We start from the raw sequence: 23,048 nt of genomic DNA, 5'->3' as shown, positions 1-23,048 counted from the left end.
GGCGGCCGCCCTCCGACTTCGGCTCCGGATCCGAAACTGCGGCTCGGGATCCGAACCTCCGGCTGCGTGCTCTCCCCGGTCTTCGCCGGACTCCGGCCCCCGTGCGGTCAGTACGCCGCCGCCCGGTGGGCGATGAAGGCGCGCAGCCGGGTGGTGTCGGCGGTCGTCCAGCCGGGCGGGGGGAGGACGGCCGCCCAGCCGTCGACGGCCCCGGCGCCGTAGCGGTGGCCGTGCGGGGCGTCGACCCCGTACGAGACGGCCATGTCGACGGAGGTCTGCCAGAAGGCGACGAAGGGGAACCAGGTGATCTCGGGGGTGATGTCGGGCCCGAGGGGTTCGTCCAGCCAGGCGGGCTTGTCGAGGAGGAGGTCGGGCGACCACCAGACGACGGGGTCGGAGGCGTTCTGCAGGTAGACCGCGCGCGGGTGGGCCCATGCGGCGGGCGGGCGCGCGAGGTCGGTCTCGGGGAACTGGGCGAAGCGGATGTGGGCACCGCCCCGGTACTGGGGGCGCCAGACGGGGCTGCCCGGGTCGCGGTCGCGGCGGATCTCACGGGAGATCGGGGAGAAGTCGGGGGCGCCGAGCAGCAGGGCTCCGTCGGTGGAGGCGAGGAGGTCGTCGGCGCTGTCGAACGAGGCCTCGACGGCGTAGGCGCCGAGGCTCTCGCCGGTGACGACGAGCCGGGGCCGGTGGCCGGCGGGAAGGCTGTCGAGCCGGGCGCGTACGGCGTCGAGGAGGGCCCGGGTGGCCTGGCCCGCCTTCTCCTTGTCGACGAGGAAGGAGACCCAGCTGGGGAGGTACGAGTACTGGACGGCGACGATCGCGGTGTCCCCCTCGTACATGTACTCCAGGGCCTCCGCGACGTTCGGGTCGACCCAGCCGGTGCCGGTGGTGCCGGCGACGGCGAGCACCGCGCGGTCGAAGGCGCCGGTGCGGTCGAGTTCGCGGACGGCGAGCCTGGCCTGGGCGGCGAAGGGACTCTCGTCCTGGAAGGCGGCGGGCAACGCGGACGGTATGTAGACGCGTACGGGATCGCGGGCGGGGCGGCCGGTCCAGGCGGTGAGGGTGGCGCGGGTGGGGGTCGAGCCGGCGAAGTTGCGGCCCTGGAATCCGAGGTCCTCCCAAGGGATGAGGGAGCCCGGTCCGCCGGAGGCGAGCCGGGAGGCGGGGCGCCGGATGCCGTCCTTGGTCCCGTCGTTGGCGGCCTCGGCGATGCGGTCGGCGATGTCGACGACGCCTCGGTCGAAGACGATGTCGCGGACGCCGACGAGGACGAGGAGGGCGGAGACGACCGCGCCGACGGCGTACGCGGCGGGCCGGGGCATGAGCCGGCCGAGCTGTCGTATCAGGGTGGCGGAGCCGAGGCGGACGGCGCGGGCCACGAGGAGCGCGGCGAGCAGCAGGCCGAGGGCGATGAGGGCGATCATCGGGGTGTGCCAGGTGAGGGAGGGCGGGAGTCCCTGGAGGACCCGGAGCTGACGCTGCATCCGGGCGCTCTCGGAGATGAACCAGACCGCGAGGACCGGGCTGAGCAGCCAGTACGCCTGCCAGCAGCGGGTACGCAACCGGTCGGGCTGCCGCCACGGGGCGACCGTGCGGCAGAGCCAGCCGAGGCCGGAGCCGAGGGCGTATCCGATGACGGCGGTGATCCCGCCGACGAGGCCCTGGAGGTACCAGGGGCGGGGCACGAGCGACGGGGTCAGGCTCGACCAGAAGAAGACCGTGGCGCAGCAGAGCGCGGTGAGGTCGGGCCAGCGGCGGATGCGGTACGAGGGATCCGGGCGGTCCCGGTACGGGCGGCGCGCGAAGGCGAGGAGCCGTTCGGCGGCGCGGCGCGGGAGGGGCGGACGAGGAGGGGGGCCGGCGGTGGCCCCGGGTCTCCGCTCCGCCCCCCGCTCCTCGCCGGACGCGGGTCCGGCGGACCGATCGGGTCCGGTGTTCCGGTCGGTCGAGGTCATCGGAACACCCTCGTACGCCCGGATGCCGGTACGCAATCAGATTTCGCCGTGGCCCGCGTCGGGGCGTGACGGGGGGTCAGCGGAGGCGTTCGTCCCGGTACGCGGGCGGCTCGGGCGCCGGGTCCTTGACGGGCTCCGCGGCCGGGGCGGCGGGCTCGGGCGCCCGGCGTTCGGGGCGCTGGGCCCGGGAGGCCTCGGCGCGCAGCAGGGCCTGGAGAACGGCGAACGGGTCGACGGGCATGGCGAAGCTCCTCGTGGTGCGGGGGTGATGTCGGGTCTGCGGAGAGGCGTGGGCCTCTCAGCAGCGCATCACCACGCACCGGAGCGCGTCGCCGCGCGGGCCGGGGACGGGGGCGTGGGCCGGAGTGCGGCGCCGGTCGCGGGCACGGTACGGAGGGCGGTGCGGGCGCCGGACCGGGCGGATGCCCGTCCGGTGCCGGCGGGTGCGGCCGGGGAGTCCGGCCTCGGTGCCGGCCGGGTCGTGGGTCTCGCCGCCGCCCGGGTCGGAGGCCGGGGAGGCCGCGGCGGGCCGGAGTTCCGCCCCGCCGGTGATGACGCCGGACCCGGTGCCGATCAGGGCGGTGAGGACGAGCAGCAGGACGACCCAGAGACGGCGGCCGGGGGCCGGGCAACGGCCTCGCCACCCCGGCAGAGCGCGCCCCTGGCGGGTGCGTCCCTGGCCGGCGCATGCCTGCCGGGTGCGTCCCTGGCAGGTGCAGCCCTCACGAGCGCGCCCCTGGCAGGTGCGTCCCTCACCAGTGCCCCCGTGCTGGGCGCACCCCTCCTTCGCGCACCCCGGCCTCGCGCGCGCCGGGCGGCCCGCCGGGGTGGCGGGCGGCGCGGTGGTCGGCTCGGGCGCGGGGCTCACGGTGATCCGTACTGCCCCGCCGGGGTCCCGACACGCGTGTCCGGACCGAGATCCGCCCGAGCGGCCTACGGGTGGGCCGGTGATTCACCGGTTCACCGCACGGGCGGCGATCGCCCCGGTCAGGAGCTTGTCGCCACCTCCTCGGCGGCCGCGCGCCGCCTGCGGGCCGACATGCCGGCGTACACGAGCACGCCCACGAAGAGGAACAGCACGCCCTGGTAGACGGCCGCGTAACCGGAGCCCGCGACCAGCCAGAGGGAGAAGCCGAACGCGGCGAGGGTGAGGACGGTGTCGCGGATCAGCCGGGGCCGGTGGACGCGGTCGGACTGCCCGGAGAGCAGGAAGAAGAACTGCGCCGCGGAGGAGAGCAGATAGGGCACGGTGGCGGTGAAGGTGGTGACGAGGACGAGGGTCTCGAAGACGCCCTCGGTGCCCGCCGTGTAGTTGTAGACGGTGAGGAGCGAGGCGAGGACGACGGTCACCAGGACGCCGACCGTGGGGACCCCGCGCCGCTTCCTGGCGAAGGCCTTCGGGAAGAGTCCGTCGCGGGCCGCCGCGTACGGCGTCTGGGCGCTCAGCAGCGTCCAGCCGTTGAGGGCGCCGAGCATGGAGACCAGGGCCATGCAGGCGACGGCCGTGCCGCCCCAGGAGCCGCCGAACATGAGGTCGACGGCGTCCGTGAAGGGGGCGCTGGAGGCGACGAGCCGCTCGTGCGGGACGGTCCCGAAGACGGACAGGGTGGTGAGCAGGTAGAGGAAGGCGGCGGCCAGGGTGCCGAGGACGGTGGCGCGGCCGACGTTGCGGCGCGGGTCGCGGACCTCGCCGGCGCTGACGGCGGCCGACTCGACGCCGAGGTAGCTGAAGAGCAGGATCGCGGCGGAGGCGGAGACGGCGCCGAGTGCGCTCTCGCCGTCGGCCCGGAACGGCCCGAGGTGGGAACTGTCGAAGAAGAGGAGTCCGCCGACGGCGACGAGCAGCAGGGGGACGAACTTGAGCACGGTCGCGACGATCTGCACGGCGCCGACGTAGCGGGTGCCGGCGAGGTTCGCGAGGGCCGGGAGCCACTGGACGAGGAGCGCGGCGGCGAGGGTGGCGGGCGTCGATCCGTGGAGCGGGATGAGCACGTCGAGGTAGCCGACGGCGGCGACGGCCAGGGCGGCGTTGGAGACCCAGGCGGTGATCCAGTACGACCAGGCCGTGAGGAATCCGGCGAAGTCGCCGAAGGCCTCGCGGGCGTAGACGTACGGTCCGCCGGTCCTGGGGTGGCGGTGGGCGAGGCGGCCGAAGACGAGGGCGAGGGCGATCGCGCCGAGGGTGAGGATGCCGAAGGCGACGAGGCTGATGGTGCCGTAGGGGGCGACGGAGGCCGGCAGCAGGAAGATTCCGCCGCCGATGATGTTGCCCATGACCAGGGCGGTCGCGACGGGGAGCCCGAAGCGGCGGGAATGCTTGCCGTCGGCCCCGGAGGTCCCGGGGGTTCCGGTCCCGGTGGCTCCGGGGGTTCCGGTCGTTCCGGTGGCCGCCTCGGCGGTCCCTGCGGCTCCGGGGGCCCCGGTGTCGCTCTGTGGAGTTGTGGTGGCCGTGCTCATGCGGTGGTGCGCCTTCCGTCGTACATTCCGGGTCATCGTCCGGTAACGGCGAACAGGCGTCCAAATCAGCGGTTTTTGTCCTGCGTGACCGGCCCGTCAACCGGAAGAAGTGATTCCGATTCATCCGTGGACGGCGAAATCTCCAGTGGGACCTGCGGCCCCGAGCACTCCCGCAGCCAGCGCCGCAGCACCCGGTGCACCTGCTCCGCGCCCACCAGCTCCTCCCCCGGGCCGACCGGCGGCGACAGCTCGGGCGGCGAGAGGAGGAAGGGGTGCGACTGCTCGCCGCCGAGGCCGCCGTGCGAGCCGATCTGCTCCTCGAAGGCGTGCACGGTGCCCGTCGCCGGGTCGTACATCGAGTTGACCATGATGTCCGCGACATGCGGGAAACCGTCCGTGCGCCGCACCGCCCGCGCCGCGCCCCGGCCGAAGACGGCGAGCGGCCCCCCGTCGTCGAGGTCGTCGACCGGCACCTCCACCCCGTCGCGGGCGAGCACCACCGAGCCGTGCTCGGCGCTCGCCACCAGCACGAAGCCGATGCCCGGATGGTGGGCGAGGGCACGGAGCAGGGCCGGGTGGCGCCGGTCGATCTCCTCCCGGGTCATCCGGTGCGGCACGTCGGGGAACGAGATGAGCCCGAGGTTGCCGGAGGCGAGGACGAGCGGCTCGGAGGGCCGGGCGGGCAGCTCCTTCGCGGTCTCGCCGGTCTCGTCCACCGGCCGGTGCAGCGCGAGGCGCAGCGCGTCCCTGGCCGCGTCCCGCGCCTCCGAACCTCCCCCGGACTCCGTCCGGATCCTCCGCACCCGGCGCGGCACGGGAAGCCCGCACCCGGCCCTGACCAGGTCCTTGAGCGTCAGTCCGTACGCGCCCTCGAAGGTCTCGCCGGGGCTCTGGCCGTGGTCCGAGAGCAGCACGATGCGGTACGGGCGGGGGGCGTGCTCGGCAACGGTGGCGATCAGCGCGATCGAGCGGTCGAGGCGGCGCAGGACCTGGTCGGTGTCCCGGCCGTGCGGGCCCGAGTGGTGGGCGACCTCGTCATAGGCGACGAGATCGGCGTAGACGGCGGTCCGCCCGGCGAGCATGTCCCCCATCACCGCGGAGACGACGACGTCCCGCTCCACGACCGTCGCGAAGGCGCGCACGAACGGGTACGTGCCGCCGCGCGAGACCCGCGGGGTCTCGCGGCGCAGCAGGGCCCGGGTCGACTGGAACATCTCACGGCCGCACTCGGCGACGAGCGATCCGGCGGTACGGACGGCATTGGCGGGGTCGGAGAAGTAGGCGAAGTAGCCGGCGCGCGAGCGGTTGCGCGGGCCGCGCCGGGCGGCCATCGACAGGACGAGCGCGAGCTGGTCGGCGCCGCCGCTGAACAGGTTGCCGCGCGAGGCCCCGTCGACGGTAAGCAGCCCCCCGTCCCCGGTGCGGTGCACGGCCCGGCGCTGGAGCTCCACGGCACTGGCCGGGCGGTTCGACACCATGAGCCTGCCGGTGTCCTTCTCGTACCAGCGGAAGGCGGGCACGTCCTCGTTGGAGCCGTGCAGGATGCCGAGCTGGCTCGCGCCGGTCTGGCTGGACCAGTCGGTGCGCCACGGGGTGAGCCGGTGGCCCGCGTCGATCCAGGACGCCACGGTCGGCATGAGTCCGTCGGCGACGGCGCGGCGCAGGACGTGGTGGCCGACGCCGTCGAGCTGGAGGAAGACCGTGCCGGGTACCTGCCCGGGCACCTCGTCCGGGCCACGGGGCCGGGTGCGGCCGGTCAGCCGGTAGATCCGGCGCCGGTAGGCGTCGTCGTCGCGGACGGCGAGGGCGGTGGAGGTGGCGGAGGCGACGGCGGACATGACGGCGGCGACCACGACGGCGGTCTCGGGGTTGGCGGTGCCGCGCCCGTCGGGGATCAGCCAGAGCGCGACGAGCAGCATCGAGCCGTTGAGGAAGAACACGAGCAGACCGAGCACGAGGGCGGGGACGAGCAGCAGGCCCCGCACGATCACCGGCCACACGAGCGCGCTGAGCAGACCGAAGGCGCCTGCGGCGGCGGCGGCGGTGAGCGCCGTCCTCGTGAACGTGTCGCCCCCGGTGGACTGCAGCTCGAAGTCGGGGAGCAGCCCGGCGAGGACCAGCATGGTGAGCGTCGACACCGCCCACACCACGATCACGCGCCCCAGCGCCCTGCCCGCGGACCGCCAGCGGTCGGCGCCACCCCATCGCCCGTCACCCACGCCCGCTACACCTTTCACCCGTTTCCTGCCTCAAGCGTGGCACAACGCCCACAGTCGGCGGAGAGAACGGGTGACGGCGATCGGCCCGGGTGTGTCAGGTCGCGGGTGACGACGTAGGCCGGATCGCGCGGGACGACGTAGGCGCGGTCGCGCGGAAAGACGTACGAGAAGTCGTACGAGCGGTCGGGAGCGAGGCCGTGCGTGAGGGCGGGGGCGCCCGTGCGAGAGGTCGGGCGCGAGGCCGTGCGAAAGGTCGGAGGCGCGGCCGTACGTGCGGCCGTACGTGCGGCCGTACGAGAAGTCCGGGGCGGCGTCAGCAGCCGTCGTACCCGGCCGTCGGCATCGACAGCCGCCGGTGGACCCCCGCCTTGGCCGCGGCGTCGTACTCCGGCTCGCACGCCGGCCCGTCGGAGCAGGCGGTCTCCACCCGCACCCCGCGCCGCGCGCACTCCGCGCGGAAGTCCGGCACGGAGGTCAACGCGCGCGCGAGGACCCGCTCGTTGGCGGCGACGAACAGGTCGACCGCCCCCGCCTCCACGTCCACCCACAGGGCCTCGTGATCGGGCCGTATCCCGTAGAACAGCAGCCGGCGGGCGACCACGTACCCCTGGTCGTCGGCCCAGCGCGCGCACACCGCGTGCTGGCGGCGCGTGTCCACGAGGAAGGGGTCGCTGTCCAGCTCTTCGAGCGGGGTAAGGCTGGCGATCGCCGCCACCCGAACGTCGTCCATGGGCCGACCCTACTGCGGGACGGGACGCCCGAACATCCTCCGGCACCCGCTCCGGACATTTACCCTCGATACGGAGTGAGGGTACGAGCGCGGACATCGTGAACGGCGGTGGACGACGGCCGGAACCCGAGACGACGGAGGGCGGCATGCCGGTGGAGGTCACCTGGTGGGGTCACGCGACCTGCACGGTCGAGGACTCCGGGGTCCGCTTCCTCACCGATCCCCTGTTCACGCGGCGGCTCGCGCACCTGCGGCGGCGGCGCGGCGCCCTGCCGCCGCCCGAGGCCGCAGTCGCCGAGGCCGTCCTCGTCTCGCACCTGCACTCCGACCATCTGCACCTGCCGTCGCTGGCCCGGCTCGCGCCCGGGACACGGCTCGTCGTGCCGCGCGGCGCCCCCGCCGCCGTACCGGGGCTGCGCAGGCTCGACGGGAACGGGCTGCGGCTCACCGAGGTGGAGCCGGGCGACACGGTGACCGTCGAGGGCGTGACGGTACGGGCCGTGCCGGCGCTCCACGACGGACGGCGGCTGCCGGTGGGGCCGCACCGCGCCCCCGCGCTCGGGTACGTCGTCGAGGGCGAGGCGCGGACGTACTTCGCCGGGGACACCGGCCTCTTCGACGGGATGGCGGAGGCGGTGGGCCCGGTGGACGTGGCGCTGCTCCCGGTCGGCGGCTGGGGCCCGTACCTGGGGCACGGGCATCTCGACGCGGGCCGGGCGGCCGAGGCCCTCGCCGCCCTGTCGCCCGCGGCAGCGGTCCCGGTCCACTACGGCACGTACTGGCCGATCGGGCTCGACGGAATCAGACCCCACGAGTTCCACGCGCCGGGCGACGAGTTCGTACGGCACGCGGCGCGGCTGGCGCCGAAGGTGGCGGTCCACCGGCTCGGGCACGGCGAGCGGGTGCGTCCGGAGGTGGCCCGGTGAGTGAGGCGACGCGGGGCGGACCGGTGAGTGGGGGGACGCGGGGCGGACCGGCGGCGCGGCCGGGGGGAGGTCGGTGATCCACGGACTCACCGGGGTCGTGACGGCGGTGCGGGAGCTGCCGCCCGAGTCGACGCAGCAGGCCGTCGGCTACCCCTCCCTGTTCCTCCTCGTGGCGCTCGGCGCGCTGGTGCCCGTCGTGCCGACGGGCGCGATCGTCAGTTCGGCGGCGGTGGTCGCCTTCCACCAGAGCTCGCCGCTCTCGCTGCTCGTCGTCTTCCTGGTGGCGGCGTTCGCGGCGCTCCTCGGCGACACCGCCCTGTACTGGCTGGGGCAGCGCGGGGTGCGCTCGCGCAACGGCTCGCGGTGGCTCGCCGCGCTGCGGGGCCGGGTGACGCCGGAGCGGCTGGCGCTCGCGCAGGAGCGGCTCGAGACCCATCAGGTGTCGGTGCTCGTCCTGTCCCGGCTCGTGCCGGCGGGGCGGATCCCGGTGATGCTGGCGTGCCTGCTGTCGGAGATGCCGCTGCGGCGGTTCGTGCGCGGTGACCTGGCGGCCTGTCTGGCGTGGGCGGCGACCTACCAGCTGATCGGGATCCTGGGCGGCTCGCTGTTCCCGGAGCCCTGGCAGGGGGTCGTCGCGGCGGTGGGCCTCACGGTGCTGGTCAGCGCGGTCCCGGGGCTGTGGCGGCGGTTCAGGGGGCCGCGGGCGAAGGCCGGCGGGGCCCCGGGGCACGCCGCGTCAGGGCACGAGCACCCGTGAGCCGCCGACCGGCAGGTCCCACAGGTCCTCGCGGCGCAGCCCGGCCTGCTCCCAGGCGGTCCTGACCCGGGTGAGGGGTTCGAGGACGGGCTCCGAGGACAGCACGAAGGTCGCCCAGTGCATGGGGGCCATCCGCCGTGCGCCCAGGTCCTGGTGGGCGCGGACCGCCTCCTCCGGGTCGGTGTGGACGTCGCTGAGCCACCAGCGCGGGTCGTAGGCGCCGATCGGGAGCAGGGCCAGGTCGATGCCGGGGTAGCGGCGGCCGATCTCGCCGAACCAGTGGCCGTACCCGGTGTCCCCCGCGAAGTGGACGCGCCGCCCGGACCGGTCGGTGAGCACCCAACCGCCCCACAGGGAGCGGCAGGTGTCCAGGAGGGTGCGCTTGGACCAGTGGTGGGCCGGGACGAAGTCGAAGCGGACGCCGTCGAGTTCGGCGGCCTCCCACCAGTCGAGCTCGGTGACCCGGCTGAACCGGCGGCGGGTGAACCAGCGGCCGAGGCCGGCGGGGACGAAGACCGGGGTGTGCCGGGGAAGCCGCTTGAGGGTGGGGGCGTCGAGGTGGTCGAAGTGGTTGTGGCTGATGACGACGGCGTCGACGCGCGGCAGGTCCTCCCAGCGCACGCCGACGGGGGTGAGCCGGGCGGGGGTGCCGAAGATCCGGCGGGACCAGACCGGGTCGGTGAGGACGGTGAGCCCACCCATGCGCAGCACCCAACTGGCGTGACCCGCCCAGGTGAGGGCGAGGGTGTCGGGTCCGGCGGGCGGCAGCGGGCCCGGCTCGAAGGGCAGCAGCGGGATGTCGCGGAGGCCTTCGGGGCGGGGCCGTACGGCGCCCTCGCGGGCGAGGCGGGCCAGGGCCCGCACGCCGGGGAGGGGGGCGGTGAGCCGGTCGGCGAAGCTGCGGGGCCAGTCGAGGCGGAGCCGCCCGACGGGATGGAGGACGGGAGCGGGCGCCTGTGTGGGGGAAGCCGCGGGAGGCGTGGTGGTGTCGGGCTGTTGCGGGGCGCCCCGGTCGGCCCGCGCGGGGGGTGCCGTCCGTTCCGTCATCTGCGGGCTCCGTTCTGCGCGGATGGTTCGGCTCGTACGGCGCTCACGACTCTCATGGCGCGTACGGCCGGTACGGCTCGGGCTCCCGCGGGGTGCGCGGATCGCCTCGGCGGGCGGCCGACCGCAGCCGCCGTCACCGGAGTTCCTCCAGGATTCCTCCGAACTCCGCCAGCCTCGCCGCCACATGGGGCAGCGTCTCCGGGTCCCGCGCGCCGAGCGTCTCCGCCCGCTCCTCTTCCGTACCGCCCAGGAACAGGTCGGTTCCGAACCTGACGCGCAGGGCGCCGAGTTCGTCGCCGAAGCGGTGCCCGCCGGTCGCGGGAGCGCCGAGGCGGGCGGAGAGGTGACTCTCCAACTCCAGGGAGTCGGTGACTCCCCGGGCGGCGAGACCGGCCCTGAGCGGCCCGAGGTCGGCGTAGAGGTGGCGGCCCGCCTGCGGCGGCCGGGCGAGGGCTCCGGCGGCGAGGACCGCGCGGTGCGCGGCCGCGGCCAGGCGGCCGTGGACGGCGGCGGCGCGGCGGGCCCGTACGGTGACGTCCTCGGGTTCGTCGAGGGCGTGCGCGGCCGCGGGGGCGACGGGCCCGGGGACGACGGCGCCGAGAGCGGTGAGCACGTCGAGGACGCGGGCGCGGCGGTCGGTCCAGCGGTCCGCGCGGGACGGATCGGTGGGCGGGAAGCGGGCGACGGCGCAGGGCCAGGCGGCCGGGGTGAGGGCGCCGCCGAGGTCGGAGAGGACGGTCACGTCGTCCGGGCACATCTCGGCGGGGCTGAGGAGCACGGTGTCCTCGGGGTGGTGGCGGGTGTCGCGCCAGGTCTCGTCGCTGATGACGTGCAGCCCCTCGGCGACGGCGGCCTCGCACGCCTCGCGGACGAGTTCGGGCGGGGCGACGGTGGCGGTGGGGTCGTCCGCGACGGAGAGCAGGAGGACGCGCGGGGTGCCGCCCTCGGCGCGGATCCGCCGGACGGTCTCCAGGAGGGCGTACGGGTCGGGTACGCCGCCGGCCTCGGCGGGGGTCGGCACGTGCCAGGCGGGTCGGCCGAGGAGGCGGGCCTGCGGGGTCCACCAGGCGGGGCAGGGCCGGGGCAGCAGGAGGTCACCGCCGTGGGCGGCGATCAGGGCGAGCAGCAGCGCGGGGGCGCCGGGACCGGCCACGACGTCCTCGGGGTGGGTGCGGAGGCCGCGCCGCCACCAGTAGCCGGAGGCGGCCTCGCGCAGGACGGGGCCGCCGCCGGGCGGCTCCGGATCGGTCCGTCCCGCGGCGGCGGCGAGGAGCCCGGCAAGTCCGGGCAGCACGGGCAGTCCGGTGTCGGGGGCGGGAGGGCCGTAGCGCACCGGGCCGCGGCCCTCCGGAGCCGTCTGCCGCATGTCCCGTACCTCCTGAGCGCTCGGGGGCGCCGGCACGGCACCCCCGTGCCCTTTATACGAAGGTTCGGCCGATTCCGCCGCTCCAGGGGTCGGTTCAGGCGACGGTCACGGGGTGCCGTACGACCGCGTTGAAGAGGTAGCCCTGGGTGTTGTGGACGGCCCGCTCGGGCTGGGTGTTGCCGGCGGCGTCGGTGGTCCGCGAGAGCAGGGTGGCCGGTCCGGTGACGCGCGGGAGCCACGGCGTGCTCCAGCGGACCCAGCCGTCCCGCCGCGGGATGTCGTGGAGGTGGGCCCGCCGCCAGTGCGCGCCGCCGTCGGTGGACACCTCGACCGTCCGTACGGGCGCGTGCGCGGACCAGGCCCTGCCGGTCAGCCGGTGGACACGGCCGGCCTCCAGGGTGGCGCCGAAGGGCAGTTGGTAGCCGGACTTGAGGGTCTGGCGGCTGATCGGGGCGCTGCCGCCGGCCGGGTGGGCGTCGCCGAAGAGGCGGTACCAGTCCGTGGACCAGGGCGAGCTGAGCGGCCGGGTGGAGACCTCGATGTCGCCGAGCCACTTGATGGAGGCGATGCCGACCCAGGAGGGGACGACGAGCCGCACCGGATGGCCGTGGTCGTACGGGAGGGGCTCGCCGTTCATCTCGTACGCGAGGATCACGTCGTCGAAGGCCTTGGCGACCGGCAGCGGGCGGCGGACCCGGCCGTAGTCGATCCCGCCGGAGACGTACGGGTCGTCGAGGCCGCGCGGCAGGAGGTCGACGGCGTCGCGGGCGATCCCGGCCCGTCGCAGCACGTCGGCGAGGCGCACCCCGCGCCAGCGGGCGGCGCCGACGGCGCCGAGGGTCCAGGCGGTGCCGGTGACCGGCTCGCCCTGCTGGCTCGTGTAGTAGCTGCGCCCGTTTCCGGCGCACTCGATCAGGGCCGTCCGGGTGACGGAGGGCAGGTCGCGGAGCTGCCCGTAGGTGAAGTGGACCGGGCTGCGGCCGTGCAGGCCGTCGCCCCAGAGGGTCAGGCGCCAGTCGGCGGCGTCGAGGACGGGGGTGGTGGTGTGGTTGCGGACGAAGAAGCGGTCGACGGGGGTGAGGAGTCCGGTGTCCCCGAAGCCGTCGAAGCGCGCCTCGGCGTTGGTGCTCCTGACGGTGAAGTGCGCGGCCGGGAGGGCTTTGACGATGCCGGGCGCGGCGAGGGGGACGGCCGGTGCGGGTGCGGCCGGTGCGGTCGCGGCAGGTGCGGCGGGGCGCGCGGGGGCGTGCGCGGCCGCGGCGGAGGCCGTGGTGACGGTGGCGAGCCCGCCGAGGGCGGAGACCGCCGGGGCCGCCGCGAGGACCTTCAGCACGGAACGGCGGGCGGGCGCGGGCGAGTTCGGCACAGGACTCCTCGGCAGGTGGGAGAGCGCGCCACCGGGCGGCGGCGCGGCCGATCCTAGGGTCGGAAGGGCGGCCGGGACGGCCCGTTCATCGTGCTGTCACAGGGGGTTCGTCAGGTCGGGCCGGGCGGTGGCCGGGCGGGCGGACCGCAGGTGCGGAGGCGGATCCGGCAGGGGGCCGGAAGTGTGAAGGAGAGTCCGGGCGGCGGCCCGTATGTGCGAGGTGGGCGGGTGCCGTCCGCGGGTCCGAGGGGCGGACGCGGCCGAGGGCGAGCGGAGGCGGCGCACCACGGTCGGAGGGGCGGATGCGGCCGAGGCCGGGCGGAGGGGCCGCCCCACGGCTGGAGGGGCGGACGCGGTCAAAGATCCGGGTCTCGGGGGGCGTATTGGAGGGGCGGCCGGGGAGCCGCCCGGCGGACAATGCGGCATGCCGATACGAGAAGCCCTCCCCGAGGACGCGGCGGGCATCGCCACCGTGCACGTGCTGTCCTGGCGGGCCGCCTACCGCGACCTGCTGCCCGGCCCCTATCTGGACTCGCTGGACGTCGAGGAGCGCACCGCCACCTGGCGGGCCCGCCTCACCGCCCCGGAACGGTCCGCGGTGCTGGTCGAGACGGGCCCCGACGAGCGGGTGCGGGCGTTCTCCTGCTTCCGCGCCTGGCCGGACGAGGAGTTCGACCGGCGGACCACGGCCGAACTGGCCGCCCTCTACGCCCTGCCGGAGGTGTGGGGCACGGGCGTCGGACGGGCCCTCCTCGCGGCCTCCGCCGAGGCCCTCGTGGCGACCGGGTTCCGCACGGCGGCGCTGTGGGTGTTCGCGGGGAACGCCCGCGGGCGCCGCTTCTACGAGGCGGCGGGCTGGCGCGCGGACGGGGAGGCCGTGCGGGAGGAGACGGGAGGCCGCATGCTCGAAGAACTCCGTTACCGGAGGCACCTGTTCAGCTGAGGAACAGCTCGCGTCATGTCCACATCCCAAGACGCGTATCTCATCATGCGACATCGGTGCGTACGGTGGTGAGCACGCACCCACACCGAGGGAGTCGCTCCGATGACGCATGCCTCCACCTCCTCCGCGCAGCCCGCGGGCCACGAGACGGCCCACGAGACGGCCGTCTACACCCACGGCCACCACGAGTCGGTCCTGCGCTCGCACAACTGGCGGACCGCCGCCAACTCCGCGGCCTACCTGCTGCCCTCGCTGTCCGCGGGTCTGGACGTCCTGGACGTGGGCTGCGGACCCGGCACCATCACCGCCGACCTGGCCGCCCTGGTCGCCCCCGGCCGGGTGACGGCGGTCGACGCGGCCGAGGAGGTCCTGGTGAAGGCCCGCGCCGCGGCCGCCGAACGCGGCCTGCGGAACGTCGAGTTCGCCGTCGCCGACGTACACGCCCTGGACTTCCCCGACGACTCCTTCGACGTGGTCCACGCCCACCAGGTGCTGCAGCACGTCGGCGACCCGGTGCGGGCGCTGCGCGAGATGCGGCGGGTGTGCCGCCCCGGCGGGATCGTCGCGGCCCGCGACAGCGACTACGGTTCCTTCACCTGGTATCCCGAACGCCCGGTCCTGGACGGCTGGCTGGACCTGTACCGCCGGGTCGCCCGGGCCAACGGCGGCGAACCGGACGCGGGACGGCGACTGTTCTCCTGGGCGCGGCAGGCCGGCTTCACCGACATCACGACGACCGCCGGCACCTGGTGCTTCGCGACGCCCGAGGAGCGCGCCTGGTGGAGCGGCCTGTGGGCGGACCGTACGACCGGCTCCGGCTACGCCGACCTCGCCGTGTCCGGCGGCCACACGACCCAGGCCGAGCTGGAGGAGATCGCGGAGGCCTGGCGGGAGTGGGGCACCCGGGAGGACGCCTGGTTCATGGTCCCGCACGGCGAGATCGTCTGCCGGGTGTCCTGACCACGGCACACCCCGACGCGGTCACGCACCGGGCCCGGCACCGTCATCCGTCGCGCCCGGTGTGGTCGGCGCCGAGGCCGAGCCGGTCGGCGAGCGCCCGGTGGCGGGCGCGCCGGGCCTCGTCGACGGGGACCGCGTACGTGTCCAGGAGGTGCAGGAGGAGGCGGAAGCCGAGGTCCGGGTCGACCGCGGTGACCACGCCCTCCAGGACCCGCGCCACCCCGCGCACCTGCTCCGCGTCGGCGTGCACCGCCTCCCGCACCTCGCGGAGCACCTCCTCCGTGAGATCGGTCCTGGCGGGCGCGAGGTAAGGCGCGTAGGCGGGATCGACCTCCGCGAGATGCGCGTGGCACACCTGGGAGACCTGCTCCAGCCAGGCCCGCCCGTCGGCGTCGAAGTCGTCCTCGTCGAGGACGTGCAGGCGCCCGGCGGCGGTCCGCCAGAGAAGTCCGACCGCCTCCCCCGGCAGGGCGGAGTCGAGGATCCGCCAGGCGTCGTCGAGGAGCACCGCGGCGTACGCCCCCGGCGGGTGTCCCGGCCCGTCGTCGGCGACCCGCTGGATGTGTTCGCGCGGGGTGCCCCCGTACGTCCATTCGGTCCCGCGGAGTGCGGACGCGAGCGCCGGCAGCCCGAACCGGCCGGGTGCGAAGTCGCGGCGGCCCGGGTCGAGCGGCCGCCAGCGCACGGCCAGCCCCTCGTGGACGACGGCCGGCGGGTAGGCCAGCGCGTCCCCGAGAGCGAACAGCCGGTCGTACGCGTCCGCGCCGACCGGCACGGAGTACGCCTTGAGCGCCCTCAGGAACAGCCGGAACCCGAGGTCGGCGTCCGCCTCGCGCACGACACGGAGGAGGGCCGGGACGATTCCCAGTACGGCGACGCGGAGCTCAAGACCGACGGTGGCCGACTCGATCTCGGCGGCCACGGCAGCCCGCAGCTCCTCCTCCGGCACGGCGGGCCGCCGCGCGTCCAGGGACCGCAGCTCGTACGGGTCGCGCTCCGGGGCGCGCGGCGGGCACAGCTCGGCGACCCCGTCCAGCCAGCTCCGGGTGTCCGTGCCCTCTTCGGCGGGGTCGAAGCAGCGGCGTACGGCCGCCAGCCACACGGTGCGGAGCACGTCGTCCGGCAGCGGGGACCCCAGGAGGAGCCGGGCGTCCGCGCCGAGCCGGTGGTCGTCGTCCTCCGCCTCGGACTCGGCGATGTCGAGGACCACCGGTCCGTCGAGGCGGAGGGTCGACCGGGCACACAGGGTGCCGGCGAATCCGCTGAGCCCGAAGTCGGCCGCGTAGTCGTAGACGTAGACCTCCCGCGTCCGCGCCACTCCCGTGCCTCCTGCCTCCCGGGCGGTACGAGCACCCGCCGGCGCGCGGGGTGCCCCCTCCCATGATCGGCGCTCGGCGCGTCCGGCGCCCTTTCCGGCGGGCGCGGCCGGGGCGAGGACCCGGTCGAAGCCCGAGGCGACGCCCGGGGCCGGTCAGGTCGTGGCCTGTGAGTCGTGGCCGGTCAGGTCGTGGCGGGCCGGTCGTCGTGGGCCACCGTCGTGCCGCCCACGAACGGCAGCAGTCGGTGCGCCTCCTGCTCCAGGGCCGTCCGGTCGGTGGCGCGGAGCGGGCGGAACGGGGCGAGTCGTAGTGTTCCGGCGTCGAGTGACCACGTTCCGTGCACCCGGCCGTCCACCAGGAAGGTGGGCAGGACCCGCGCCGAGCCCGGCATGACGCGGGGACGGTCCTCGTCGTCGATGATCCGGGTCCGGTCGGCATGGCCGAGCAGGACGTTGTCGAACGCGGGCAGCAGCCGCGCCGGGGCCGGGGTCTCGGGGTCGGGCAGCTCCGCGTCGGCCAGGTCGAACAGCTCTGCGCCTCCGGGGCCGGCGTAGCGGCGCAGCTCGGCACCCATGGTCGCGACGACCTCGCCCAGGCGGGTCAGGCCGCTCCAGGCCTGGACGTCCTTGACGCCGGCCGGGCCGAACGCGGCGAGGTAGCGGCGGATCAGCTCCCTCGCCGCTTCGCCGTCGCCGGTGGCCGCGGCCGGTCGTCCCAGCCATGCCGCGGCGGGCGTCACGGAGATCGCCGAGCGGTTGCCCCAGGAGCCCCAGGAGGCCGTGGCGGGATCATGGACGAGCGGGGTCCGCAGCTCGACCTCCCCCGCCAGGATCCGTCCGTCGTGACCGGGGTGGCGTTCGGCGAGTCGTCGGGCCAGTTCCCTGCGGGGCAGCGTCCGGCCGCCGAGCAGGGCGAGCCCCTCAGCGACGAGGGACGCCGCGTCCAGGCCCGTGCCGTGCCCGGAGGCGCTGTCCCGGGCGGCGCGGTTCCGGGTGAAGTACGACGAGCCGGCGGTGCGGTCGAGCACGGGCTGAAGCAGGGGCCGCATGCGGAGGAAGTCGTCGGCCGTGGTGAGGTGCTGGGTGCTGCGGAGCAGGGCGGACCGCACGACCTTCCGGTCCTCGACGAGCGCGGTGAGTTCCGCCCGGGTGAAGTCGTGGATCCTGCTCCACAGGCCGACGTAGGGCCAGTTGGGCTCCTGGGCCTGGAGGGCGGCCAGGCGTCCGATCACGTCGAGCGGCGTTCGGTCGGTGCGCGCGAGCAGGAACTGCCGGTCGAGGAGCGCCCGGTTGAGGGCCCGGAGGGAGAGCGCGGTCACGACAGCCGCACCGAGACATCGCCGGCCCGCGTCGGCTCCAGGCAGGTCGGGACGCCCGCGCCCCGTGCGGCCGGCGCGATCTCACGAATGATCATTTCCTGGTCCTCACGTCGACCCATGGTGTCCTCGACATCGACCCTAGGGAGCCTTCCGGTCACTTTCCGGCCGGAAGGCCGGGCAGTATTCCGGCATGGCGAACACCAGCTCACGGACCCTCCGGCTGCTCTCCCTGCTGCAGACCCACCGCCACTGGCCCGGTCCTGACCTGTGCGAGCGACTCGGGGTGTCCGAGCGGACCCTGCGCCGCGACATCGACCGGCTGCGCGAGCTCGGCTATCCGGTCGGCGCGGCCCGCGGCACCGACGGCGGCTACCAGCTCGCGCCCGGCGCCGTCCTACCGCCGCTCCTGCTCGACGACGAGGAGGCGGTGGCCCTCGCCGTCGGCATCGGCGACGCGGCACAGAGCGGGATCGTGGGGATCGAGGACGCGTCGCTGCGGGCGCTCACCAAGGTGGTGCGGGTCCTGCCGCCCCGGCTGCGGGCCCGGGTGGACGCCCTCCGGGCGGTGACCGTCTCCGCCGGTGCGTCCGGCCCGGCGGTCGCGGCGGGGGTGCTCACCGCGGTCGCCCAGGCGTGCCGGGACGGGGAGCGGCTGCGGTTCGACTACACCGCCCGGGGCTCGGCGGCCTCCGGGCGCGAGGTCGAGCCGCACCGCGTCGTCGCCCTCGGCGGGCGCTGGTACCTGGTCGCCTACGATCTGGACCGGCAGGACTGGCGCAGCTTCCGACTCGACCGGCTGACCGGGCCGGAGGCGACCGGAGCCCGCTTCCGGCCGCGTCCGCTGCCGGCCGAGGGCGCCGTGGCCTTCGTGCGGGCGGCGAGCGGGGCCCCGGTGCCGCACACGGTCGAGGTCCTCGTCCACGCGTCAGCCGCCCGGGTGCGGCGGACGGTCGGCCGGTGGGGCACGGTCGAGCCGGCCGGCCCGGACAGCTGCCGGCTCACCATGACGTCGACGTCCCTCGACTGGCCGACGCAGGCGCTCGGCAACGTGGGGGCCGAGTTCGAGGTGCTGGGGCCGCCGGAGTTCGCGGCGCACGTCCGGGAATGGGGTGCCCGCTTCCTCCGCGCGACCTCTCAGTAGACGTCGTGGAACCCGAGGCAGTCCGGGTCCTGGAGGGGGCAGCCGGGGTGGGGTGTGCGGTCCGGCTCCGGCGGCGGGGGCGGTTCGTCCGCGAGGGCCGGAGCCGGGGGCAGTTCGAAGGATCCGCACAGGCAGCCGCCGCAGGTTCCCGAGAACCGGGGTTCCCCGTGCCGGAAGCGGGGATGCCCGCACCGGCACTCCTGTGTCGCCCACGCCGCCATCCCCGGACCTCCGCTCCCCCACGGTCTCCGTCCCCTCCAGGGTAGCGACCTCACCCCCGGACGGGGCCCTGCCCTCAGCTCGGTCGCATCCTGAACTCGTAGGCGTCCGGCAGGAGTTCGTCGGTGAACCGCCGCCAGAGCTCGCCCAGGACCTCGGCGCCCTCACGCAGGTCCGCGACCTCGAAGCCGGCGTCGAAGACGGCCCGTGCCTCGTCCGGCCGGCGCTCGGCGAGCAGCAGCCGTACCTCGATCAGCCGGAAGGCCCCGCGCCGCCGGGCGGAGTCCGGCAGCCGGTGCCAGAGGGCCCGCGCCCGGTCGGGCCGGTCGACGGCGAGGAGCGCGTCGAGCGCCTCGCGGCCGAGCGCGGTGGCGAACAGCGCGCGCCCCTCGTCCTCGTCCGCACCGGCCGTCGTCGTCCCGGGGCCGGTGGCGGACTCCGCGCCGCCCGCCGTCGCCTCGTGGTCGGTGAAGGCCTCCTCGAAGTGGTCGGCGGCGCGTTCCGGGTGGCCGTCCTCCCGGTCGGCGACGGCCAGGCAGTACAGCAGGGGCCAGCGCGTTCCCGCCTCCTTGAGTCCCCGCTCCCAGCTCCGTACCGCCTGCGCCCGGTCGCCCGCGTGCCACTGGGCGATGCCGAGCTGGTACTCGGTGGTGGGGTCGGCGGGCGCGGTCTCCAGCATGTCCCGCCAGGGGGAGGCGACCAGCGGCGCGATCAGAGGGGCCGCGCCGGTCACCGGGGCCGGCAGGACGCCGGTGCGGAGCAGTTCCCGCCACGGCTCCTGCTCGGGTCCGAGGGTGGACTCCGGGAACGGCGTACCGGGCAACTCGTGTCCCCCGCGCAGCACTTCGAGCGCTCCCCAGCCGGATCCGGCCGCGAGGACCTCCTCCGGAGCGAGGTCGGCCGCCCGCTCCCGCCAGGCCGTGTACGCGGCGTCGACGGCGGCGCGGGGCAGTGCGCCGGACAGGCTGCGCTCGACGTCGGCGCGGGCGGCGCTCCAGTCCTCGCCGAGCGCCGTCGCGGGGTCGGCGGCGAGCGGTCCGTACGCCTCCAGCCAGCTGAACTCCGCTCCGGCCGCGAGCTCCAGGTGCTCCAGCTGGGTGCGGGCGAGCCCGGCCTGGATCTCGGCGTAGCCGGGGGTGCCGGGTTCCGTCAGCCACTCCTGCCAGCGCCGGCCGCCGCGCCCGGTGCCCCACACGAAGAGCTTGCGGCCGCGCAGCGGGTCGGTGGAGGTCTGGACGAGCCCGGTGCCGTCCGCGTCGAGGGCGGCGATCCAGCGGCGCCGGCCCTCGGGCAGGTCGTAGAACCAGTCGGCGGCGTGGGTGCTGTTCAGCGGGTACGTGCGGTCGGTGCCGTCCTCGGTGACCGGTACGGGGACCCGGCTCAGGCCGCGCTCGTAGCCGTGGTGCCAGGCGGCGTCGGCGGGCGCGAGGACACGCCGGTCCTCGGGGACGGCGATGTTGGACCACCAGTAGACGGGGGCGGTCCGCTCGTGGGGGTTGCGTATCCGGACCCCGACGTACAGGAAGTCGGAGCCCTCCGGGAGCCAGAGGTCCACCTGGAAGGGCAGGTCGCGCAGTCGCTCCCACTCCCACAGGCGGAGCATCGGCCCGCCGTCGGGGGCACGGACGGTCGCCGCGTGCAGAGGCGAGCAGGAGAGGGTGGTGTGGCCGGTGGCCCCGATGTTCCATTCGACGCCGCCGGAGAACCAGGCGCCGTTGAGGGCGAACGCGGCCGGCTGGAACACCGGGTTGCGGTAGAGCAGTTCGCGTCCGGTGGGCTTGTGGTGGAGCGAGTGGACGCGACCGCCGAGACCGGGCAGCACGGTCACCCGGAGCCGGTCGTTCTCGATCACGATCGTGTCGAGGTCCGCGGGTGTGCGCTCGCGGCCGTAGCCGTCGCGCACGGGGGCGGGCAGGAGGCTGCGCAGCGGGTCCCGGCCGATGCCCCTGGCCATGTCGCGCGGGAGTTCCGCGAGGGTCCGCGGGTCGACCGCGTGGGCCCCGGCGCCGGCGGGGGCCCGCAGTGCGGGAAGGGGGTTGTCCGGGCCCAAGGGGGCGGCGGGCAGCGTCAGTACGGCACGTCGTACGGTCGTCATCGCCCCATGGAACACGCCCGGGGGCCTTCCTGACCAGGGGTTCTCCGCCTCGGGCTTCGGCCGGTCCCGAGGCGCGGGGCCAGCCGGAAATTCCGGGCGGACCGGGCGGCCGCCGCCGTAGGGTGGCAGGTCGGTACGCCGTCGGGCGGCCGGAGAACCAGGGCACAGGGAGTACGAGGAATGGGCACGCAGCACACCTACCGGGTCATCGTGCGCGGCACCTTCGACGGACTGTCGGAGGAGAGCCGGACCCGGCTGCTCGCCGAGGTGGACGCGCACGGGCTGACCGCGATGCAGTTCACCGAGGAGGGCTCGCTGACCTACGACCGGACGCTCAAGCACTTCTCGTACCGCCTGGTCGTCGTCTCCGACGCGGAGGACGGCGACGAGATGGCGGGCGCGCTCGCGGAGGACCGGGTGGAGACCGCGCTCGGGAAGCTCGGCCACGGGTACAAAGGGCTGCGGTCGACGGTCACCGACCTCGACACGATGAAGATCAACTACAAGCGCTGAGCGGGGCCGGGGGCCGGCGGGGGCTGGGCCCTGGCGTCGGCAGACGGGCCGCTCGGCGGTGCCGGGGCCTCGCCCGACGAGCCGCTCGACAGTTCCGGGGCGTCGACCGAAAGCCCCGCTCGACGGTGCCTGCCTGGGCTCAGCGGCGTGCCGTACGTACCCGGGGCGGGCAGCTCTCACCCTTCCGTACGACTCCGATCATGACGGTGGTGCGGCGGTCGAGGCCCGTGCCCGCCGCCGGGTACTGGGTGACGACCCGCCATCGCGGCGGCCAGATCACCCGCCGGTCGCGCCCGCTCACGTCGTGGACGTCGAGCCGGGTGCGGCGGTCGAGACGGGTGAAGACCCGCCACAGACCGCGGCCGAGGAAGTCCGGCACCGGCCGGGTGCCGTCGTCGGCCCCGGCCGTCTCCTCCGTCGAGGTGACGGCGACGGCCGCGAGCGCGAGGACGGCACCCGCCCCCACGACGGCGCGCCGCCTCACTTCCGCCTCCGGGCCGCGGCGTAGCCGCCGCACGCGGCGCCGATGAGCGCGGTCGCGAGCAGGGCCAGATAGAGCGGCATGGACACCTCGGGGACGAGGAGCCGGATCTTGACCTCCCGGGTGTTCTGGAAGATGAAGACCAGGGTGACGATGGCGAGCACGGCCATCCCGATCCGGCCCGGGGTGAGGGCCTCGGCGAACCCGGACCCGCCCCCGCCCGATGCCCGTGACGTCTCGTTCGGACTCATGCCCGGCCCTCTCCTCCGTCGTACCGTCGGTCGTACCCGGCCGCAGCCGTGGGACCAGAATGAGGTGAGTGGCGCCTCACCGTGACGGCGAGGAGAGCCGAACGGGTGACTTGTCAGACAACGTGAGCCGACTACCGTGGTGCCGGACACCGTCGGAACCGCGGGAACATCCACCGGGACCGACCGGAATCGAGACGAGGAGCGGCCGTGGCGGTCAGCGGACAGCGGCGGCGCCCGGTCGTGGCGCTCTACGAGCGGATCGCGGACGCCGTCCACGACGGCACCTACCCGCCGGGCTCGACGCTCCCCTCCGAGCCGAAGCTCGCCGCCGAGCTGGGCGTGAGCCGGCCCGCCCTGCGCGAGGCCCTGCTGCTGCTCCAGGAGGACGGCCTGCTGACCGTACGCCGCGGGGTGGGCCGGACGGTCAACGACCGGCCGCCGCGGCGCGGGTTCGAGCACGTCCAGCCGCTGGAGGAGCTGATCGGCGCGGGCACGCCGCTGCGGGTGCGGGCCCTGCTGCGGACGGTCGAGGAACCGACCGACTTCACCACCCAGCACCTGCTCGCCCCGGCCCGCGCGGAGCTGCGGTTCTGGGAGTCCGTGCTGACCGGGGAGGGTACGGCGGCGGCGCTGAGCCACGAGTGGGCGGCGGCCGACGAGCTGCTCGACCGGGTGCACCCGGAGTTCGCCACGGCCCTGCGGGCGGCGGAGGAGCGCGCCGCGCGCGGGCCGGCCGCCTCCATGCTGTCGGTCCTGCTCGGGGCCTCGCGGGAGACGGCGCTCACCGCGCACAGCGGCATCACGGCGACGCTGCTCGGGCGGCGGCGGGGGGATCAGCTGGGGCGGCCGGCGGACACTCCGGCCGTCCTGGTCACCCAGGTCGTACGGGTCGGCGAGACCCCGGTCCTGGCCGCCAAGCACATGCTCCCGACGGGCGCCCCGGCCCTGCCCGTCCTGCAGTCGCACTAGGCGGGTCCGGCCA

General features: G+C 75.4%; 21 protein-coding genes. 8 read left to right on the top strand and 13 right to left on the bottom strand.

The annotated features are described in order from the left end of the window. Nucleotides 1–107 precede the first annotated feature (107 nt). Nucleotides 108–1,958 (bottom strand): alpha/beta hydrolase, encoded by a 1,851-nt coding sequence (locus AMK27_RS07750; protein ID WP_073904196.1) that lies wholly within the window; start codon nucleotides 1,956–1,958, stop codon nucleotides 108–110. 76 nt (nucleotides 1,959–2,034) lie between these two features. Next, a complete protein-coding gene (locus AMK27_RS42955; RefSeq protein ID WP_198955816.1) occupies nucleotides 2,035–2,199 on the bottom strand; it encodes a hypothetical protein in 165 nt (54 codons plus the stop codon). Nucleotides 2,200–2,226: 27 nt separating this feature from the next. On the opposite strand from AMK27_RS42955, the gene AMK27_RS44505 reads away from it, so the two are divergent. Then, the gene (locus tag AMK27_RS44505) at nucleotides 2,227–3,048 is read left to right on the top strand and encodes a pentapeptide repeat-containing protein (protein ID WP_445194840.1); all 822 of its coding nucleotides are present in this window, start codon (nucleotides 2,227–2,229) and stop codon (nucleotides 3,046–3,048) included. Here AMK27_RS44505 and AMK27_RS07740 read toward each other — a convergent pair. The 3 genes from AMK27_RS07740 to AMK27_RS07730 form a co-directional block, all read right to left on the bottom strand. Next, on the bottom strand, nucleotides 2,946–4,415 hold the full coding sequence (locus AMK27_RS07740; protein WP_073904194.1) for an amino acid permease: 1,470 nt from the start codon (nucleotides 4,413–4,415) through the stop codon (nucleotides 2,946–2,948). The two genes, AMK27_RS44505 and AMK27_RS07740, sit on opposite strands and share 103 nt — an antisense overlap. Nucleotides 4,416–4,480: 65 nt before the next feature. After that, nucleotides 4,481–6,634, bottom strand: a complete 2,154-nt coding sequence (locus AMK27_RS07735; RefSeq protein WP_073904192.1) for a phage holin family protein — start codon at nucleotides 6,632–6,634, stop codon at nucleotides 4,481–4,483. 313 nt (nucleotides 6,635–6,947) lie between these two features. After that, a complete protein-coding gene (locus tag AMK27_RS07730; protein ID WP_073904190.1) occupies nucleotides 6,948–7,364 on the bottom strand; it encodes a hypothetical protein in 417 nt (138 codons plus the stop codon). Between the two features lie 146 nt (nucleotides 7,365–7,510). Here AMK27_RS07730 and AMK27_RS07725 point away from each other — a divergent pair, with 146 nt between their 5' ends. Together AMK27_RS07725 and AMK27_RS07720 are read left to right on the top strand one after the other, a co-directional pair. Then, complete coding sequence (locus tag AMK27_RS07725) at nucleotides 7,511–8,290, top strand: MBL fold metallo-hydrolase (RefSeq protein ID WP_073904189.1); 780 nt, start codon at nucleotides 7,511–7,513, stop codon at nucleotides 8,288–8,290. 73 nt (nucleotides 8,291–8,363) lie between these two features. Then, complete coding sequence (locus AMK27_RS07720) at nucleotides 8,364–9,047, top strand: DedA family protein (RefSeq protein WP_079188291.1); 684 nt, start codon at nucleotides 8,364–8,366, stop codon at nucleotides 9,045–9,047. On the opposite strand, the gene AMK27_RS07715 is transcribed toward AMK27_RS07720, so the two are convergent. The 3 genes from AMK27_RS07715 to AMK27_RS07705 form a co-directional block, all read right to left on the bottom strand. Then, nucleotides 9,027–10,094 carry an MBL fold metallo-hydrolase gene (locus AMK27_RS07715; protein ID WP_073904188.1) on the bottom strand — a complete coding sequence of 356 codons (1,068 nt, stop codon included), beginning with the start codon at nucleotides 10,092–10,094 and terminating at the stop codon, nucleotides 9,027–9,029. The two genes, AMK27_RS07720 and AMK27_RS07715, sit on opposite strands and share 21 nt — an antisense overlap. A 133-nt stretch (nucleotides 10,095–10,227) precedes the next feature. After that, complete coding sequence (locus AMK27_RS07710) at nucleotides 10,228–11,460, bottom strand: aminotransferase class I/II-fold pyridoxal phosphate-dependent enzyme (RefSeq protein WP_073904186.1); 1,233 nt, start codon at nucleotides 11,458–11,460, stop codon at nucleotides 10,228–10,230. Between the two features lie 94 nt (nucleotides 11,461–11,554). Beyond that, nucleotides 11,555–12,826: a sulfite oxidase gene (locus AMK27_RS07705; RefSeq protein ID WP_079188290.1), complete on the bottom strand. Its 1,272-nt coding sequence runs from the start codon at nucleotides 12,824–12,826 to the stop codon at nucleotides 11,555–11,557. A 424-nt stretch (nucleotides 12,827–13,250) separates the two neighbouring features. Between AMK27_RS07705 and AMK27_RS07700 the strand changes: the two genes are divergently transcribed. Both AMK27_RS07700 and AMK27_RS07695 read left to right on the top strand, forming a co-directional pair. After that, nucleotides 13,251–13,769 (top strand): GNAT family N-acetyltransferase, encoded by a 519-nt coding sequence (locus tag AMK27_RS07700; protein ID WP_073904176.1) that lies wholly within the window; start codon nucleotides 13,251–13,253, stop codon nucleotides 13,767–13,769. A 102-nt stretch (nucleotides 13,770–13,871) separates the two neighbouring features. Further along, nucleotides 13,872–14,729, top strand: a complete 858-nt coding sequence (locus tag AMK27_RS07695) for a methyltransferase domain-containing protein (protein WP_073904174.1) — start codon at nucleotides 13,872–13,874, stop codon at nucleotides 14,727–14,729. A 43-nt stretch (nucleotides 14,730–14,772) separates the two neighbouring features. Here AMK27_RS07695 and AMK27_RS07690 read toward each other — a convergent pair whose 3' ends face one another. Together AMK27_RS07690 and AMK27_RS07685 are read right to left on the bottom strand one after the other, a co-directional pair. Further along, entirely contained in the window at nucleotides 14,773–16,047 is a 1,275-nt protein-coding gene (locus AMK27_RS07690; protein WP_073904173.1) for a hypothetical protein, read from the bottom strand. Between the two features lie 182 nt (nucleotides 16,048–16,229). Next, nucleotides 16,230–17,366: a winged helix DNA-binding domain-containing protein gene (locus tag AMK27_RS07685; RefSeq protein WP_073904172.1), complete on the bottom strand. Its 1,137-nt coding sequence runs from the start codon at nucleotides 17,364–17,366 to the stop codon at nucleotides 16,230–16,232. A 190-nt stretch (nucleotides 17,367–17,556) separates the two neighbouring features. Here AMK27_RS07685 and AMK27_RS07680 point away from each other — a divergent pair, with 190 nt between their 5' ends. Then, entirely contained in the window at nucleotides 17,557–18,507 is a 951-nt protein-coding gene (locus AMK27_RS07680; RefSeq protein WP_073904171.1) for a helix-turn-helix transcriptional regulator, read from the top strand. 295 nt (nucleotides 18,508–18,802) lie between these two features. On the opposite strand, the gene AMK27_RS07670 is transcribed toward AMK27_RS07680, so the two are convergent. Further along, nucleotides 18,803–20,821 carry a DUF5107 domain-containing protein gene (locus AMK27_RS07670; RefSeq protein WP_073904169.1) on the bottom strand — a complete coding sequence of 673 codons (2,019 nt, stop codon included), beginning with the start codon at nucleotides 20,819–20,821 and terminating at the stop codon, nucleotides 18,803–18,805. Nucleotides 20,822–21,001: 180 nt separating this feature from the next. Here AMK27_RS07670 and AMK27_RS07665 point away from each other — a divergent pair, with 180 nt between their 5' ends. Further along, entirely contained in the window at nucleotides 21,002–21,334 is a 333-nt protein-coding gene (locus tag AMK27_RS07665; RefSeq protein WP_073904168.1) for a DUF6204 family protein, read from the top strand. A gap of 139 nt (nucleotides 21,335–21,473) precedes the next feature. Here the strand turns inward: AMK27_RS07665 and AMK27_RS07660 are convergent, their stop codons facing one another. Further along, entirely contained in the window at nucleotides 21,474–21,818 is a 345-nt protein-coding gene (locus tag AMK27_RS07660; RefSeq protein WP_073904167.1) for a hypothetical protein, read from the bottom strand. Then, the gene (locus tag AMK27_RS07655; protein ID WP_073904166.1) at nucleotides 21,815–22,066 is read right to left on the bottom strand and encodes a lipopolysaccharide assembly protein LapA domain-containing protein; all 252 of its coding nucleotides are present in this window, start codon (nucleotides 22,064–22,066) and stop codon (nucleotides 21,815–21,817) included. The genes AMK27_RS07660 and AMK27_RS07655 overlap by 4 nt, the downstream gene beginning before the upstream one ends. A 207-nt stretch (nucleotides 22,067–22,273) precedes the next feature. Here AMK27_RS07655 and AMK27_RS07650 point away from each other — a divergent pair, with 207 nt between their 5' ends. Then, nucleotides 22,274–23,035 carry a GntR family transcriptional regulator gene (locus tag AMK27_RS07650; RefSeq protein WP_073904165.1) on the top strand — a complete coding sequence of 254 codons (762 nt, stop codon included), beginning with the start codon at nucleotides 22,274–22,276 and terminating at the stop codon, nucleotides 23,033–23,035. Nucleotides 23,036–23,048: the final 13 nt, after the last annotated feature.

It is taken from the genome of Streptomyces sp. CB02009 (assembly GCF_001905825.1).
Classification (GTDB): Bacteria; Actinomycetota; Actinomycetes; order Streptomycetales; family Streptomycetaceae; genus Streptomyces.
The sequence above is the reverse complement of the archived record's forward strand: the minus strand, read 5'-3'. Positions and strand labels throughout refer to the sequence as shown.

What these genes read in the sequence shown, in the direction of transcription:
- AMK27_RS07750 (WP_073904196.1), bottom strand. Translation starts at nt 1,958, where the DNA reads ATGACCTCGACCGACCGGAACACCGGACCCGATCGGTCCGCCGGACCC.
- AMK27_RS42955 (WP_198955816.1), bottom strand. Translation starts at nt 2,199, where the DNA reads ATGCCCGTCGACCCGTTCGCCGTTCTCCAGGCCCTGCTGCGCGCCGAG.
- AMK27_RS44505 (WP_445194840.1), top strand. Translation starts at nt 2,227, where the DNA reads ATGTCGGGTCTGCGGAGAGGCGTGGGCCTCTCAGCAGCGCATCACCAC.
- AMK27_RS07740 (WP_073904194.1), bottom strand. Translation starts at nt 4,415, where the DNA reads ATGAGCACGGCCACCACAACTCCACAGAGCGACACCGGGGCCCCCGGA.
- AMK27_RS07730 (WP_073904190.1), bottom strand. Translation starts at nt 7,364, where the DNA reads ATGGACGACGTTCGGGTGGCGGCGATCGCCAGCCTTACCCCGCTCGAA.
- AMK27_RS07725 (WP_073904189.1), top strand. Translation starts at nt 7,511, where the DNA reads ATGCCGGTGGAGGTCACCTGGTGGGGTCACGCGACCTGCACGGTCGAG.
- AMK27_RS07715 (WP_073904188.1), bottom strand. Translation starts at nt 10,094, where the DNA reads ATGACGGAACGGACGGCACCCCCCGCGCGGGCCGACCGGGGCGCCCCG.
- AMK27_RS07710 (WP_073904186.1), bottom strand. Translation starts at nt 11,460, where the DNA reads ATGCGGCAGACGGCTCCGGAGGGCCGCGGCCCGGTGCGCTACGGCCCT.
- AMK27_RS07700 (WP_073904176.1), top strand. Translation starts at nt 13,251, where the DNA reads ATGCCGATACGAGAAGCCCTCCCCGAGGACGCGGCGGGCATCGCCACC.
- AMK27_RS07695 (WP_073904174.1), top strand. Translation starts at nt 13,872, where the DNA reads ATGACGCATGCCTCCACCTCCTCCGCGCAGCCCGCGGGCCACGAGACG.
- AMK27_RS07680 (WP_073904171.1), top strand. Translation starts at nt 17,557, where the DNA reads ATGGCGAACACCAGCTCACGGACCCTCCGGCTGCTCTCCCTGCTGCAG.
- AMK27_RS07670 (WP_073904169.1), bottom strand. Translation starts at nt 20,821, where the DNA reads ATGACGACCGTACGACGTGCCGTACTGACGCTGCCCGCCGCCCCCTTG.
- AMK27_RS07665 (WP_073904168.1), top strand. Translation starts at nt 21,002, where the DNA reads ATGGGCACGCAGCACACCTACCGGGTCATCGTGCGCGGCACCTTCGAC.
- AMK27_RS07655 (WP_073904166.1), bottom strand. Translation starts at nt 22,066, where the DNA reads ATGAGTCCGAACGAGACGTCACGGGCATCGGGCGGGGGCGGGTCCGGG.